The organism is Mesorhizobium sp. WSM4819, assembly GCF_055811215.1.
On record NZ_JBVVQO010000018.1, the window covers coordinates 100,108 to 113,950 of the forward strand.

The following is a 13,843-nucleotide window of genomic DNA, read 5'->3' on the forward strand; positions in this document are numbered from 1 at the left end:
TTCGAAGTTATATGCCACTTGCCTGGTTCAATCCGGCAACAATGTGATTGCCGTTGTTCATCTCTTCGAGCCGGGCCTTTCGTTCCGCCAGCAGCCCGAGATAGTGCATGGCCACCGTCGACCCGGCAATTGCCGTTATATCGGCGTGATCATAGGCCGGCGCAACCTCCACGACATCGGCGCCGACGATATCGAGCTGATTGATCTGGCGCAGCACCGACAGGATCTTTGCCGAGGACGGCCCGCCGGCGACCGGTGTGCCGGTGCCGGGCGCGAAGGCCGGGTCGAGGCAATCGATGTCGAAGGTGACGTAGGCCTTCTTGCCGCCGGTGCGGTCGACGATGGCATAGGCGATATCGGACGCGCGCATGTCCTCGATTTCGTGGCCGTACAGGATCTTGATGCCGAAGCTGTCGGGCGCATGGGTGCGGATGCCGATCTGGATCGAACGGTCGGGATCGATAATCCCCTCCTTGACCGCACGGCCGACGAAGGAGCCGTGATCGATGCGCTTGCCGTCGTCCGGCCAGGTGTCCTGGTGGGCGTCGAACTGCACCAGGGCCAGCGGACCGTGGATGGCGGCATGCGCCTTGAGCAGCGGCCAGGTGACGAAATGGTCGCCGCCGAGCGTTAGCAGGAAGGCGCCGGATTTCAGGATCTTTGCCGCCTCGCGCTCGATCGTCCCCGGCGTCTTCTGGTGGTTTCCGCTATCGAGCAGGCAATCGCCATAGTCGACCACGGCGAGATGTTCGAACAGATCGCGCGAGAACGGGTATTGCGGGTCGTTGTCGAGAATGGTCGAGGCGCGGCGTATCGCCTGCGGTCCGAAACGCGCGCCCGGCCGGTTGGTGACGGCGGCGTCGAAGGGGATGCCCCACACCACCGCGTCCGCGCCCTTCACGTCCTTGGTGTATTTGCGTCGCATGAACGACAGCGCGCCGGCATAGGTCGGCTCGAAGGACGCACCCGTCCTGGCCCGGGAGGTGAAGGCGTGGTCGATGTTGGTGTTCGGCATGAAGCGATCTCCTGTGCGTCGAGCCGCAACCTTATTGGATATAATTCCAACAAATGCGACCCCTTCCGAGGGCCATGGCCGTTCGAACTCGGTCACAACTTCTTGCTTGCCAGGTGAGCCCGCATGGCCAACCCGGAATTTGCGTAGATATGCATGAATACAACCGAAGGTAGCCAGCCGTCCTTACGCGGGATGGTTGTCAGCCGGGGAACGCAGCAGATTTCAGCACGCCAAGCCGGCCACCGACCGCCAGGACGGCGGCATCGATCTCGGCAAGTCGAGATTGAAGAACAGCCGCTTCAGCCGGCATTGACCTGACTTTCCGGCATTTGCGAAGCCGGCTTCGTTCACTGGGCTGTCACGCGCGTCGCTTATCCGGGTTTGCATCCGGTAGGAGCGATTCTCATGCGAACGACCTGGCTGAAACTTGTGCTTGCCGCCGCCTCGGTGCTGTTCACTGGCTCGGCATTGGCTGGCGAAACACGCGCCAGGCAGATTCTTGACCGTTTCGAACACGCCAACCAATGGCGCGACCATGTCATGGTGGCGGCACACCGCGCCGGCAGCCTGCAGGCCCGCAAGACGCTGTTTGCGGAGAACTCGATCGCCGCCCTCGAGGCATCGATCGCGCTTGGCGCCGAAATCGTCGAGGTCGATGTCAGGCGCTCGAAGGACGGCCAGTTCGTCGTCATGCATGACAGCTGGCTCGACCGCACGACGAACTGCAAGGGCGAGGTGGTCAAGCGCAGGCTGGCCGAACTAAAAACCTGCAGGCTGGTGATCGAAGGCACCGGCGCCGTCACCGACGAGCCGGTTTCTACGCTGCGCGAGATGCTGATGGCGACCAGGGACAGAATCCTCGTCAACATCGACAACAAGCTCGACGTCGACAGCCTGGCCGGCATGATCGCGGTGGCGCGTGACCTTGGCATGGCCGAACAGGTGATCGTCAAGGAGAACCTGTGGAACCCGGCCAGGATCACCACTGTCAAGGCAGCCATGGGCGCGATCGGCAGCGGTTTCCAATTCATGCCGATCATTGCCGACGACGCGGTTCGCGACGCCGGTTTTGCCGAGAAGGTCAGCGGCGCCTTTTCGCCGCGCGCGGTCGAGATGATCAACTGGCGGGACGGCGCCGAGACGCTGACCGAGACCGGCGGTCCGCTGTTCAGCCCGCGCATGCGCGCCGCGGCGATAAGGGGCGACTGGCACATCTGGGCCAATACCTACGCCATCGTCAACAAGCCGGGCGGCTTCCTCGCCGGCGGTCGCGGCGATGAACTGGCGGTGTTCGCCAGCCTGCCGCGCGAGACCTACGGCTTCTGGGCCGAGCGCGGCGCCACCATCATCCAGACCGACGAGCCGAAAGCGGCGATCGACTGGCTGGCGGCAAACGGCTACCGCGTGCCATATTCTGATGAGGCGCGCCCGGCGAATACGGCGAATACGGCGAGCATCAACTAGTTCCTCTGCACCGTGGATTTGGTTCTTTGACCGGCGGTCGCGCTGCCGGCCGGCCTGCAGCCACCATCTCTGACGCTGGGGATTAGCCACAGGCCACCATGCCTTCGTCATCCCAGGGCGGAGCGAGGAGCGAAGCGACGCGCCGCAGACCACTGGGATCCATTCCGTGACATCCGCCGAAGAATGCAGCGGCTCAGAATAAAAGCGCTCTGTAGCGATCCTTCGCGCCCTCCCTCTGCCCTGCCGGGCATCTCCCCCACTTGGGGGGAGATTGGCCTTCATCACTGATTTCGCCAACTACCAGCCTTGCAAAAAGGGCGCTGTCCGCGAAGCTGCCAATCTCCCGCTTGTGGGGGAGATGCCCGGCAGGACAGGGGGGGCGCTGTCCCGCCAGCCTGTCGATCATGGCGAGATTGGCTCGTTGCCGCTTTCGCCAATCCTCATGCAACCATCGCCACGCCGTCCAGCTCCCTGACGGCATCCTCCGGCAGATCGAGTTCGGCCGCGGCGAGGTTCTCCCGCAAATGCGCAACGGAAGACGTGCCGGGGATGAGCAGGATGTTTGGCGCGCGACGGAGCAGCCAGGCGAGCGCGACCTGCATCGGCGTGGCGCCCAGGCGCTGAGCGACGCCGGACAGGGTAAACGACTGCAGCGGGTTGAAGCCGCCGAGCGGAAAGAACGGCACATAGGCGATACCGTCGTGGGCGAGTTGGTCGATCAAGGCATCGTCGCCCCGGTGCGCCAGATTGTATTGGTTCTGCACGCAGACGATCCTGGCGATCCGTCGCGCCTCTTCGATCTGTGCAGACGTGACATTGCTGAGCCCGATATGACGCACCAGGCCCTGTCGCTGAAGCTCGGCCAGCACAGTGAGCGGCGCCTCGATCGAGCCTTCGGCCGGGCCATGCGCGTCGAACATGATCCTGAGATTGACCACGTCGAGCACGTCGAGCCCGAGATTGCGCAGATTGTCGTGCACCGCCCGGGTCAGCTCTTCGGCCGAGAAGGCCGGCAGCCATGATCCGTCTTCGCCGCGCCGGGCGCCGATCTTGGTGACAATGACGAGGTCGTCGGAATAGGGCGCGAGCGCTTCACGGATGAGTAGATTGGTAACGTGCGGGCCGTAGAAATCGCTGGTGTCTATGTGATTGACCCCGCGCGCAACAGCTTCGCGCAGCACGGCCAATGCCGCGCCATGGTCCTTGGGCGGACCAAAGACGCCGGGTCCTGCGAGCTGCATGGCGCCGTAGCCGAGCCGCTTCACGGTTCGGTCGCCGAGAGTGAACGTGCCGGAAAGGTCAATGCTGGACATGGTCTATCTCCGTTCAGGTTGAGATAGGCGCTGTCCGATCTCACGATAATTGGGTACATTCCGCACGGGCTGTACGGAATGTCGAACAATGAAGATCGACCTCGGAGACCTCAACGCCTTCGTCGCCGTTGCGCGGGCCAAGGGTTTTCGCGATGCCGCCCGCGCCAGCGGCGGCAGTGCGTCGGGCTTGAGCGAGGCGGTGCGCCGCCTCGAGACGCAGCTCGGTGTCAGGCTGCTCAACCGGACGACCCGCAGCGTCGTCCTGACCGAAGCGGGCGCGAGCTTGCTGGCTCGGCTCGGCCCTGCCTTGACCGAGGTGGAATCGGCCCTCGACGTTGTGAATGGCTTCCGCGACAGGCCTGCAGGTACGTTGCGCCTCAACGTGCCGGTCAGCGCGGCGCGGCTGGTGCTGCCCAGCATCGTCCCGGGTTTTCTCGCTGCCTATCCCGGCATCCGGCTGGAGGTGATCGCCGAGGAGAGCTTTGTCGACGTCCTGGCGGCAGGCTGCGATGCCGGCATCCGTTACGACGAGCGGCTGGAACAGGACATGATCGCGGTGCCGATCGGACCGCGCCTGCAGTGCTTTGCCACCGCCGCCAGCCCTGCCTACCTTGATCGCCATGGCCGGCCGCAACACCCGCGCGATCTGCTCGGCCACGCTTGCCTGCGCGGCCGCTTCGCCAGCGGGGCGATGCCGCCATGGGAATTCGAGCGCGACGGCGAGGTGGTGCGGGTCGATCCGACGGGGCCGCTTCTCGTGACCCTGGGCGGAGCGGCCGATCTCGCCGTCGATGCAGCCATCGCCGGTACCGGCATTGTCAGCCTGTTCGAGGATTGGCTTCGCCCTTACTTTGAGAGCGGTGCGCTCGAACCCGTCCTCGAACCTTGGTGGCAGAGCTTCCCCGGGCCGTTCCTCTATTATCCCGGCCGGCGTCTCGTGCCGGCGCCGTTGCGGGCGTTTATCGACTTCATCAAGGTACCGGCCGATCGTTCCTAAATTTGGGCCAGGTCACCAAAAGAAAAGGCCGCCCGGAGGCGGCCTTTTCGAATGTCTGAAGCTGCGCGGTGCTTAGCGCTTCGAGAACTGGAACGAGCGGCGGGCCTTCGCCTTGCCGTACTTCTTGCGCTCGACGACGCGGCTGTCGCGGGTCAGGAAGCCGCCCTTCTTGAGCACGCCGCGCAGCGCCGGCTCGTAATAGGTCAGCGCCTTGGAGATGCCGTGGCGCACGGCACCGGCCTGGCCGGAAAGGCCGCCGCCGATGACGGTGGCGACGATATCGTACTGGCCGGCGCGGTTGGCGGCGATGATCGGCTGGTTGAGGATCATCTGCAGGACCGGGCGCGCGAAATATTCGGCGAACACCTTGTCGTTGACGACGATCTTGCCGGAGCCGGGCTTCACCCAGACACGGGCGATGGCGTTCTTGCGCTTGCCGGTGGCATAGGCGCGGCCCGACTTGTCGAGCTTCTGGACGTGGACGGGTGCAGCCGGCTGCGTGTTGGTGTTACCGGTGGCAGTTCCGAGTTCTGCGAGCGAGGAAAGCTCAGCCATTTTACGAAACCTTCTTGTTCTTGGCGTTCAGCTTGGCCACGTCGAGCGTGACGGGCTGCTGGGCGACATGCGGATGTTCCGTGCCTGCATAGACGCGGAGATTCTTCATCTGGCGACGGCCGAGCGGACCACGCGGGATCATGCGTTCGACGGCCTTCTCGACGACACGCTCGGGGAAACGGCCCTCGAGCAGCTGGCGCGCGGTGCGCTCCTTGATGCCGCCGGGGTGGCCGGTGTGCCAGTAATAGACCTTGTCGGTGAATTTCTTGCCGGTGAACACCACCTTGTCGGCATTGATGACGATGACGTTGTCGCCGTCGTCGACATGCGGGGTGAAGGTGGGCTTGTGTTTGCCGCGAAGATGGTTGGCGATGACAGTGGCGAGACGGCCGACGACGAGACCCTCGGCGTCGATCAGCACCCACTTCTTCACCACATCCGCAGGCTTCTGCGAAAAGGTTACCATGGATTTGTTGCTTTCGGTTCGGACCTTCCCCCATTCACGAACGAAAAGGGAAGGCGTTTCTTGTTGCTTGAATTGACGCCGGGCGCTCGCCCGCCGCCAATAACAAAACGGCGGCCTTTGGCGGGCCGCTGTTCCGTGAGGGCTTATAGGCGAGGGGAATTAGCCAGTCAAGTTGCATATCTGGCCACCTCTGAAGGATTGCCTTGCTAAATCAAGAGGTTAGCTTTGAGGTATTATTATACCGCGTTTGACTCCGACAATTTGACTAGCGCCGTCCCGGAATAATCGCAGCCAGCAGCAGTTTGATCCCGACAGCGATCATGATCGTACCAGCCAGGCGTTCTTGCCAGACAAGAAAACCGGCGTAGCGTGCCAGCCAGTGGCCGACCGCGCCTGAAGCCAAGGCTACAGCTCCCAGGACCAGAAGGCCCGTAGCCTTCATGGTGGCCCCGAGCACGATAAATTGCATCGCCGGCGATCCTGTGGAGGAATGAACGAACTGCGGCAGTACTGCGAGCATGAAAACCAGTGCGGTAGGGTTGGTCAGGTTGCAGATCATGCCTTGCCGAAAGGCACCTGCCAAACCTCCCTCCTTGGCTGCGACGATGTTGGTTGTTTCCGCTCCCTTGCGCGTGAGCAAGAACTTTGTCCCGATTGCGATCAAGTACGCCGCTCCGAGCAGTTGCAGCAGGCCATACGCGACAGGCGAGGACGTGACCAGCGATGCAAGTCCCATTGCCAACAGCGGAATCTGGATCACGCCCGCGAAAACGCAGCCGGTCGCCGTTGCCAGTGCTGCCCGCCAACCCTGTCCGATACCGCGGCTGATCACCAGAAGCATGTCCGGCCCCGGACCGGACAGTTGGTAGCCGAGCACAGCAACCAGGAATGCCAAATAAGTGGGAAGTTCGGGCATGTTTTTGCAGACCTGATTGGACCTGCGAACGTGTTGTCCGACATTTCGTTCCGTTGGAACGAGCGGAAACACGTATCCGTCCTGCAAATCAGGCCTGCGATTGAAAGCTCTTCTTCGGCGGGATCGAATAGGTTCCCGTCGCGTGCGCTACCGTATTTCCGTCCGGTCCGGCGACGATGTCTATTTCGAACACCATCAGGCTCTTGCCAAGCTTCAGGATGCGGCAATGGCCGTCGATCGGTCCGGCCACGGCCTTGCGGACAAAATTGATGGTGAGATTGGTGGTGACCGAAAGCGCATCCGGCCCGGCATGTGAAAGCACGCAGACATAGCCGCCGATATCGGCCAGTGTGAACAGCGACGGGCCCGACACGGTTCCGCCAGGGCGCAAATGCCGCTCGTCGGCATTCAGGCGAACCGTGCAGCCGCCGGGAAACACGTCGATCGCCTCGTAGAAGGTGAACTGGTCGTTGAGCTGCGGGTAGACGGTCCCCATCAGCGCGTTGACTTGCTCTGCTGTCAGCACCGGCTTGAGATTGTTTTGGGCAGGCATAAGCGGTTTCCTGTTTGTGGCGTCGGCATAGCCGGCGGTTTTTAAGGCGAGGGCACTTGGCCGAGGCTGCGCCGCCGAGAAAACACGTCCTAAGGCTGTTCTTCAATCGGCAGCGTGCTAGTTCTTTTGTATTCCATGGCCGGCGAATCCGATGCCGCCGGCCGATGAAGAGGTTGGAGACCATGGCCGAAATCGTCGCCATCAAGCCGGCTGCTGCCGAAGGTCCTGTTATCGCGAGACTGGACGAGGGCATCCTGCGCCTGACGCTCGCCAATCCGCCGGCCAATGCGCTGTCGCTGGCGGTCATGGCGGCGCTGATGGCGGAACTCGACCGCGCGAAATCAGACAGATCCGTCCGCGTCATCATTCTGGCTGCGGCCGGAAAGGTGTTTTGCGCCGGACACGACCTCAAGGAAATGACCGCGCGCCGCGCCGACGCCGATCGTGGCAAGGCATTCTTCGAGGAGACGTTTTCCGCTTGCGCGGCACTGATGCAGGCGATCGTGCGCCATCCGAGGCCGGTCATCGCCGAGGTCGACGGTCTGGCAACGGCGGCCGGGGCGCAACTGGTGGCGAGCTGCGATCTCGCCATCGCCTCGCACGAGGCGACCTTCTGCACGCCGGGCGTCAATATCGGCCTGTTCTGCTCGACGCCGATGGTGGCGCTGTCACGCAACGTCTCGCACAAGCATGCGATGGAGATGCTGTTGACCGGCGAGACCATCGATGCAGCGACGGCCAAGGAATTCGGTCTCATCAATCGCGTGGTGCCGCGCGAATATCTGAATCAGATTGTCACCAAATATGCGCAAACCATTGCTGCCAAATCGTCTTTGGTGGTCAAGACCGGCAAGGAAGCCTTTTACGCGCAGGCCGAGATGGGGCTGGCCGAGGCCTACGCCTATACCGGCCGCGTCATGGTCGACAACATGCTGGCGCGCGACGCAGAAGAAGGCATCGGCGCCTTCATCGGCAAGCGCAAGCCCGAATGGACGGACGACTAGATATGGAAGCCCGCATCTCCATCATCACCATCGCCGTCGACGATCTCGAGCGCGCCACACGCTTCTACGAGGCGATGGGCCTGACCCGCCATGCCGGCATCACCGACGGCGTCGCCTTCTTCCAGATGGGCGGCGTCATTCTCGGCCTGTTCCCGCGCGCAAGCGCCGAAGAGGATTCGGGCATCACCTTCGGCACGGCGCCGTCGGCGATCTACCTCGCCTACAACACGCGCTCCGACGCGGAGGTCGATGACGTGCTGACGATGGCCGAGAAGGCCGGCGGCAGCATCGTCAAGCCGGCCGGCCGCGCCTTCTGGGGCGGCTGGTATGGCTATTTCGCCGACACCGAAGGGCATGTCTGGGAAGTGGCGCACAATCCGGCTTTTCCGATCGCGGAAGACGGCAGCATCTCGCTGCCGGGTTGAGCGCGTTTCCCACCGCTTCCGACGATACCGATCATTTCCGCATGATGCGCAGTTTTCTGCAACGATCCGGATGGTTTTCTCGCCGAAGCTCTGTATGAGGACGAGGCATGAACCATGACGCCTACGACAATGCCTATATCGCCGGCATCCTCAATTCGGTGAAGACCATCGCCATGGTCGGCGCGTCCGCCAACGATGTGCGGCCGAGCTATTTCGTGCTGAAATACCTGCTGGGCAAGGGGTTTTCCGTGTTCCCGATCAACCCCGGCCAGGCCGGCAAGGAAATCCTTGGCCGGATGACCTATGCCAGGCTCGCCGATGTTCCCGAGCCGATCGACATGGTCGACGTCTTTCGCGGCTCGGCGGCGGTGCCGGGCGTTGTCGACGAGGTCTTGCGGCTCGATCCGTTGCCGAACGTCATCTGGATGCAGCTTGGCGTGCGCCATGACGAGGCAGCCGCACGCGCCGAGGCCGCCGGCATCAAGGTGGTGATGAACCGCTGCCCCAAGATCGAATATGGCAAGCTGTCAGGCGAGATCGGCTGGACCGGCGTCAACTCAGGCGTGCTGTCGTCGAAGAAGCCGCTGATGCGGCCGGGATTCCAGAGTTTTGGCGTCCGCCGGAAGTAGGTGGTGAATAGTGAATAGTGAATGGTGAATGGTGAATAGAAGGACTTTTCCGGAAGGCGGCCACAGCGGCATATGAGCCGCTTGCAATCAGGATGGGGCTGGCCGACCTTGCCTTCACCATTCACCATTCACCATTCACCATTCAGCATTCAGCATTCAGCATTCAGCATTCAGCATTCAGCATTCAGCATTCAGCATCCAGCATTCAGGGGAGGTAATCCATGACCCGCACGCCCGGTTTCAACACGCTCGCCGTCCATGCCGGCGCCAAGCCCGATCCGGCGACCGGCGCGCGTGCCACGCCGATCTACCAGACGACCTCCTTTGTCTTCGATGATGCCGACCATGCCGCTTCGCTGTTCGGGCTAAAAGCCTTCGGCAACATCTACACCCGGATCATGAACCCGACGCAGGCGGTGCTGGAAGAGCGTATCGCGGCACTCGAAGGCGGCACCGCGGGTTTGGCCGTCGCGTCGGGCCATGCCGCGCAGGTGCTCGTGTTCCACAACCTGATGCAACCCGGCGACAATTTTGTTGCCGCGACAAGGCTTTACGGCGGCTCGATCAACCAGTTCGGCCACGCCTTCAAGAATTTCGGCTGGCAGGTGCGCTGGGCCGACACCAACGACATCTCGACCTTCGAAAGCCAGATCGACGAAAGGACCAAGGCGATCTTCATCGAGAGCCTGGCCAATCCGGGCGGTGTCTTCGTCGACATCGAAAAGATCGGCGACATCGCCCGCAAGCATGGCCTGCCGCTGATCGTCGACAACACGCTGGCCTCTCCCTATCTGGTGCGGCCGATCGAGCATGGCGCCGACATTGTCGTGCATTCGCTGACCAAGTTCATCGGCGGCCACGGCAATTCCATCGGCGGCGCCATTGTTGACGGCGGCACCTTCGACTGGTCGAAATCCGGCAAATATCCGATGCTGTCTGAGCCGCGCCCCGAATATGGCGGCCTCGTCCTGCACGAAACATTTGGCAATTTCGCTTTCGCCATTGCCGCGCGCGTGCTCGGCCTGCGCGACATGGGCCCGGCGATCTCGCCCTTCAATGCGTTCTTGATCCTGACCGGCCTGGAAACCCTGCCGCTCAGGATGCAGCGCCATTGCGACAATGCGGTCACCGTCGCCGCGTGGCTGTCCAACCACCCAAAAATCGCCTGGGTGTCCTATCCCGGCCTGCCCAGCGACAGCAACAATGCGCTGCAGAAGAAGTACTCGCCGCTTGGCGCCGGTGCCGTGTTCACCTTCGGCCTGAAGGGCGGCTATGCGGCGGGCATCAAATTCGTCGAGGCGCTCGAATTGTTCTCGCACCTCGCCAATGTCGGCGACACCAAGTCGCTGGTCATCCATCCGGCATCGACCACGCATCGGCAACTGTCCGACGAGCAGAAGGTCGCGGCCGGCGCTGGGCCGGATACGGTCAGGCTGTCGGTCGGCATCGAGGATGTCAACGACATCGTCGCCGATCTGGAACAGGCTCTCGCCAAGGTCTGACCCCTGCTGCAAGGAGTTTCCATGACCGCGCCGAAGTTTCTCTCCGTCGATATTGAAAGCGTCGAGCCGGAACCTGGCGCGCCGGCGCCGGATCGCCTGATTTCAGGCGATCCAAAGTTCCGCACCTGGAATGTCGAGGAACGCGACGGTGGCCTCTATGCCGGCATCTGGGAGGCGACGCCGGGCAAATGGCGCATCGAATACGACGAGTGGGAGTTTTGCCACATCCTGTCGGGCGTTTCGGTGATTTCAGAGGAGGGCGGCGAGGCGCGCACCGTCAGGGCCGGCGACAGTTTCGTGCTCAGGCCAGGCTTTAAGGGAAGCTGGGAAGTGCTCGAAACGACACGCAAGGAGTATGTAATCAAGCTTTGATCATTGCCCGGTGTGCACGACGAGTCTTTCCAGCCCGTGGAAATGATAGGTGTCGCGAAAACGCTGCTGTTCGGCCAGATGCAGCCGCGGCAGCCGGTCGAACAAGGTTTTCAGCGATACCTGCAATTCGAGCCGGGCGAGCGGCGCGCCGATGCAGAAATGAATGCCGGCGCCGAACGAGACGTTCTTCTGGTCGGCGCGATCCGGCCGGAAGGCGAGGGGTTCGGCAAAGGCCGCCGGGTCGTGATTGGCCATGCCGAGCAGCAGGCCGATCGTCTGGCCCGGCCGCACGATGACACCGGGACCGACGTCGATCTCTTCATAGGCATAACGCGTGAACATGTGCAGCGGCGCGTCGAAGCGCAGGCATTCCTCGACCGTGGCGGTGGTCGTTTGCGGCGAGGTGAAGAAGCGGCGCGGGTCGCCGCCTTGCGCGAGAATCGCGCGCACCGCATTGCCGGTCTGGTGGACGGTCGCCTCGTGGCCGGCATTGAGCAGCAGGATCGCCGAGGACACCAACTCGTCCTCAGAGAGTCTTTGGCCATCGTCTTGCGCCGAGATCAGCAGCGACAGCAGATCGTCGCCGGGTTTTTTGCGCCGCTCGGCAACATGGCCGCGCAGGAAATCCGAAAAATCATGTGCTGCGCGATTGGCCGTCTCTTCCGTTTGGCGCGTGCTGCCGTGCATGTACATGGCGACCATCCGATGCGACCATTCGAGGAGTTGCGGTCCCATCTCGACCGGCACGCCGAGCATCTCGGCAATGATGGTGATCGGCAAAGGCGATGCGAAGGCTGGCAGCAGGTCGACCTGGCCCGGTTCAAAACGGTCGATCAGTTCGTTGGCCAGCGCCTCGACGCGCGGCCTCAGCCGCTCGACCTGGCGCGAGACGAAGGCGCGGTTGACCAGCGTTCTGAGCCTGGTGTGAACGGGCGGTTCCAGCTCCAGCATCGAATTGGCCTCGATGCGGTCGAAGCTGCCGAGATGGCTGCGATCCTCGCCGACGGCGCTTCTGTCAGGGATGCCGGCCGGGTTGTGGCGGCCGAAGCGCCGGTCGCGCAGCAGCCGGCTGACGTCGTCGAAGCCGCCAAAGCACCAGAAGCCGAACTCTTCCCAGAAGAAGACATTCGATGCGCCATGCATGAAGGCATAGGCCGCGTAGGGGTTCTGGAAGAAAGCCGCCTCGTGCGGGTCCAGTCGCACATGGCGGGTCGAGGAATCGAAGGCAAGACAGGTCGGCTTCAATTTGGTCATGCCAGACAATTAACGCATGACCCCGAAAACCGGAATCGGTTTTCGGAAAGGATCATGCGCAGATTCAAAGTTTTGGAGCGTCCCTTGCGCGTCGAACGACGCGCGGCGCTCCAAGGCTTGCCAGCTTGATGCCAGACCGTATGTTGGCGCCCGGCAATCTGATGCGTGTCGCCCAAAAGCATGCCCTTGGGCCTGACCCGAGGGTGTGAATCGACAACGACATGCACAAAAGCGCATTGAGCCAGCCGGCGCGGCTGCGGAAAGACTGACTTGATGAATGTGATCGTGGTTGGCGCAGGTATTGCAGGGCTGTCGACGGCCTGGTCGCTGGTCAAGGCCGGGCACCGGGTCTCGATTGTCGAGCAGGGACCGATTCCCAATCCGCTTGCCGCCTCGGGCGACCATCACCGCATCATCCGCCGCGCCTATGGCGCAGCCTCGGGTTATGGCCGGCTGATCACCGAAGCCTATGCGGCCTGGGACGAGATGTGGGCCGATCTCGGCGAGAACCATCTCGACCCGTGCGGCTTCATCTGCATTTCGCGCGAGCCGGGAGACGAAGCCGAGGAATACCGCGAGGGCATGGAAGCCGGGAACTACCCGATCGAACTGTTCGAGCCGGACGCCGCGGCCAAGCGCTGGCGCTTCCTGCAGCCCGGCTCGTTCCGCTACGCGTATTTTTCGCCAGAAGGTGGTGCGCTGCATTGTCGCAAGATTGCCTCCCGCCTCGCCGAATGGCTGCGGAGAACCGGCGCCAATGTCTACGAAAACAGCAAGGTGACGGAGGTCGACGCCGAGGCTGGCCGCCTCGTGCTTGAAAGCGGCGAGACGATGCAGGCCGACCGCATCGTCGTCACCGCTGGCGCCTGGGTGCTGAAACTGTTTCCGGAGCTGGGCGGCGAGCTGAAGACCTGGCGCACCGCGCTCGCCTATGTCGAACCGCCGGCGGATCTGAAAGCAGCATGGCATTCAGCCCCGGTCATCCTCGATGTCGGCGGCGCCGTCGACGGCTACGTGATCCCGCCGTCCGGCGGCGCCGGCATGAAATTCGGCTCAGGGCTGCACAGGGTGCCGACCAGCGATGCCGACTGGAACCGCCAGCCGGTGGCGGGCGAGGGCGAGGCGATCCGCGACCTGTTTTCGCCGCCGATCGCCCGTGTCGAAGAATACAAGGTCACCGAGGTGGTCACCTGTGCCTACACCTTCACCGCCGACGAAAAGTTCCTGGCGCATGAGAAGGGCAAATGCCTGGTCGTCTCGGCCTGCTCCGGCCACGGCTACAAGTTCGGCGCGGCGGTCGGCAGGCGTGTCGCAGCGACCGTCGGCAATGGCGATGTCGGCGGCCTGAAAGCGTGGCTGCGGGCCGAGGCGGCCTGAC

15 protein-coding genes are annotated in these 13,843 nt (G+C 62.9%); 8 read left to right on the plus strand and 7 right to left on the minus strand.

Annotated features, from left to right (window positions below; genetic code table 11):
- Positions 1–7 precede the first annotated feature (7 nt).
- Complete coding sequence (speB, locus tag AC0L18_RS18000; RefSeq protein ID WP_473493582.1) at positions 8–1,015, minus strand: agmatinase; 1,008 nt, start codon at positions 1,013–1,015, stop codon at positions 8–10.
- 405 nt (positions 1,016–1,420) lie between these two features.
- Between speB and AC0L18_RS18005 the strand changes: the two genes are divergently transcribed.
- Positions 1,421–2,479, plus strand: coding sequence for a glycerophosphodiester phosphodiesterase family protein (locus tag AC0L18_RS18005; RefSeq protein ID WP_473493583.1), 1,059 nt, complete (start codon positions 1,421–1,423; stop codon positions 2,477–2,479).
- Positions 2,480–2,919: 440 nt separating this feature from the next.
- Here AC0L18_RS18005 and AC0L18_RS18010 read toward each other — a convergent pair whose 3' ends face one another.
- Complete coding sequence (locus AC0L18_RS18010) at positions 2,920–3,792, minus strand: aldo/keto reductase family oxidoreductase (RefSeq protein ID WP_473493584.1); 873 nt, start codon at positions 3,790–3,792, stop codon at positions 2,920–2,922.
- Positions 3,793–3,880: 88 nt separating this feature from the next.
- Here AC0L18_RS18010 and AC0L18_RS18015 point away from each other — a divergent pair, with 88 nt between their 5' ends.
- Positions 3,881–4,789 (plus strand): LysR family transcriptional regulator, encoded by a 909-nt coding sequence (locus tag AC0L18_RS18015; RefSeq protein WP_473493585.1) that lies wholly within the window; start codon positions 3,881–3,883, stop codon positions 4,787–4,789.
- A gap of 72 nt (positions 4,790–4,861) precedes the next feature.
- Here the strand turns inward: AC0L18_RS18015 and rpsI are convergent, their stop codons facing one another.
- From rpsI to AC0L18_RS18035, 4 genes are all read right to left on the minus strand, one after another.
- Positions 4,862–5,344, minus strand: a complete 483-nt coding sequence (gene rpsI, locus AC0L18_RS18020; RefSeq protein ID WP_027155304.1) for a 30S ribosomal protein S9 — start codon at positions 5,342–5,344, stop codon at positions 4,862–4,864.
- A gap of 1 nt (position 5,345) precedes the next feature.
- Positions 5,346–5,810: a 50S ribosomal protein L13 gene (gene rplM / locus AC0L18_RS18025; protein ID WP_287120404.1), complete on the minus strand. Its 465-nt coding sequence runs from the start codon at positions 5,808–5,810 to the stop codon at positions 5,346–5,348.
- Positions 5,811–6,075: 265 nt separating this feature from the next.
- Complete coding sequence (locus tag AC0L18_RS18030) at positions 6,076–6,726, minus strand: LysE family translocator (RefSeq protein ID WP_473493586.1); 651 nt, start codon at positions 6,724–6,726, stop codon at positions 6,076–6,078.
- A gap of 88 nt (positions 6,727–6,814) precedes the next feature.
- The gene (locus AC0L18_RS18035) at positions 6,815–7,279 is read right to left on the minus strand and encodes a PaaI family thioesterase (RefSeq protein WP_473493587.1); all 465 of its coding nucleotides are present in this window, start codon (positions 7,277–7,279) and stop codon (positions 6,815–6,817) included.
- A 182-nt stretch (positions 7,280–7,461) separates the two neighbouring features.
- On the opposite strand from AC0L18_RS18035, the gene AC0L18_RS18040 reads away from it, so the two are divergent.
- From AC0L18_RS18040 to AC0L18_RS18060, 5 genes are all read left to right on the plus strand, one after another.
- Positions 7,462–8,283: an enoyl-CoA hydratase gene (locus AC0L18_RS18040; protein WP_473493588.1), complete on the plus strand. Its 822-nt coding sequence runs from the start codon at positions 7,462–7,464 to the stop codon at positions 8,281–8,283.
- Positions 8,284–8,285: 2 nt separating this feature from the next.
- On the plus strand, positions 8,286–8,708 hold the full coding sequence (locus tag AC0L18_RS18045; RefSeq protein WP_473493603.1) for a VOC family protein: 423 nt from the start codon (positions 8,286–8,288) through the stop codon (positions 8,706–8,708).
- A gap of 107 nt (positions 8,709–8,815) precedes the next feature.
- Entirely contained in the window at positions 8,816–9,337 is a 522-nt protein-coding gene (locus AC0L18_RS18050) for a CoA-binding protein (RefSeq protein ID WP_287120401.1), read from the plus strand.
- A 221-nt stretch (positions 9,338–9,558) separates the two neighbouring features.
- Positions 9,559–10,839 carry an O-acetylhomoserine aminocarboxypropyltransferase gene (locus AC0L18_RS18055; protein WP_473493589.1) on the plus strand — a complete coding sequence of 427 codons (1,281 nt, stop codon included), beginning with the start codon at positions 9,559–9,561 and terminating at the stop codon, positions 10,837–10,839.
- A gap of 21 nt (positions 10,840–10,860) precedes the next feature.
- A complete protein-coding gene (locus AC0L18_RS18060) occupies positions 10,861–11,211 on the plus strand; it encodes a cupin domain-containing protein (protein WP_091591484.1) in 351 nt (116 codons plus the stop codon).
- Here the strand turns inward: AC0L18_RS18060 and AC0L18_RS18065 are convergent, their stop codons facing one another.
- Complete coding sequence (locus AC0L18_RS18065; RefSeq protein ID WP_473493590.1) at positions 11,212–12,465, minus strand: cytochrome P450; 1,254 nt, start codon at positions 12,463–12,465, stop codon at positions 11,212–11,214.
- A 273-nt stretch (positions 12,466–12,738) separates the two neighbouring features.
- On the opposite strand from AC0L18_RS18065, the gene AC0L18_RS18070 reads away from it, so the two are divergent.
- Complete coding sequence (locus AC0L18_RS18070) at positions 12,739–13,842, plus strand: NAD(P)/FAD-dependent oxidoreductase (protein ID WP_473493604.1); 1,104 nt, start codon at positions 12,739–12,741, stop codon at positions 13,840–13,842.
- The last annotated feature ends 1 nt before the right edge of the window (position 13,843 follow it).

Excerpts from the sequence above, each read along its gene's own strand:
- speB (WP_473493582.1), bottom strand. The coding sequence starts at position 1,015 with ATGCCGAACACCAACATCGACCACGCCTTCACCTCCCGGGCCAGGACG.
- AC0L18_RS18005 (WP_473493583.1), top strand. The coding sequence starts at position 1,421 with ATGCGAACGACCTGGCTGAAACTTGTGCTTGCCGCCGCCTCGGTGCTG.
- AC0L18_RS18010 (WP_473493584.1), bottom strand. The coding sequence starts at position 3,792 with ATGTCCAGCATTGACCTTTCCGGCACGTTCACTCTCGGCGACCGAACC.
- AC0L18_RS18015 (WP_473493585.1), top strand. The coding sequence starts at position 3,881 with ATGAAGATCGACCTCGGAGACCTCAACGCCTTCGTCGCCGTTGCGCGG.
- rpsI (WP_027155304.1), bottom strand. The coding sequence starts at position 5,344 with ATGGCTGAGCTTTCCTCGCTCGCAGAACTCGGAACTGCCACCGGTAAC.
- rplM (WP_287120404.1), bottom strand. The coding sequence starts at position 5,810 with ATGGTAACCTTTTCGCAGAAGCCTGCGGATGTGGTGAAGAAGTGGGTG.
- AC0L18_RS18030 (WP_473493586.1), bottom strand. The coding sequence starts at position 6,726 with ATGCCCGAACTTCCCACTTATTTGGCATTCCTGGTTGCTGTGCTCGGC.
- AC0L18_RS18035 (WP_473493587.1), bottom strand. The coding sequence starts at position 7,279 with ATGCCTGCCCAAAACAATCTCAAGCCGGTGCTGACAGCAGAGCAAGTC.
- AC0L18_RS18040 (WP_473493588.1), top strand. The coding sequence starts at position 7,462 with ATGGCCGAAATCGTCGCCATCAAGCCGGCTGCTGCCGAAGGTCCTGTT.
- AC0L18_RS18045 (WP_473493603.1), top strand. The coding sequence starts at position 8,286 with ATGGAAGCCCGCATCTCCATCATCACCATCGCCGTCGACGATCTCGAG.
- AC0L18_RS18050 (WP_287120401.1), top strand. The coding sequence starts at position 8,816 with ATGAACCATGACGCCTACGACAATGCCTATATCGCCGGCATCCTCAAT.
- AC0L18_RS18055 (WP_473493589.1), top strand. The coding sequence starts at position 9,559 with ATGACCCGCACGCCCGGTTTCAACACGCTCGCCGTCCATGCCGGCGCC.
- AC0L18_RS18060 (WP_091591484.1), top strand. The coding sequence starts at position 10,861 with ATGACCGCGCCGAAGTTTCTCTCCGTCGATATTGAAAGCGTCGAGCCG.
- AC0L18_RS18065 (WP_473493590.1), bottom strand. The coding sequence starts at position 12,465 with ATGACCAAATTGAAGCCGACCTGTCTTGCCTTCGATTCCTCGACCCGC.
- AC0L18_RS18070 (WP_473493604.1), top strand. The coding sequence starts at position 12,739 with ATGAATGTGATCGTGGTTGGCGCAGGTATTGCAGGGCTGTCGACGGCC.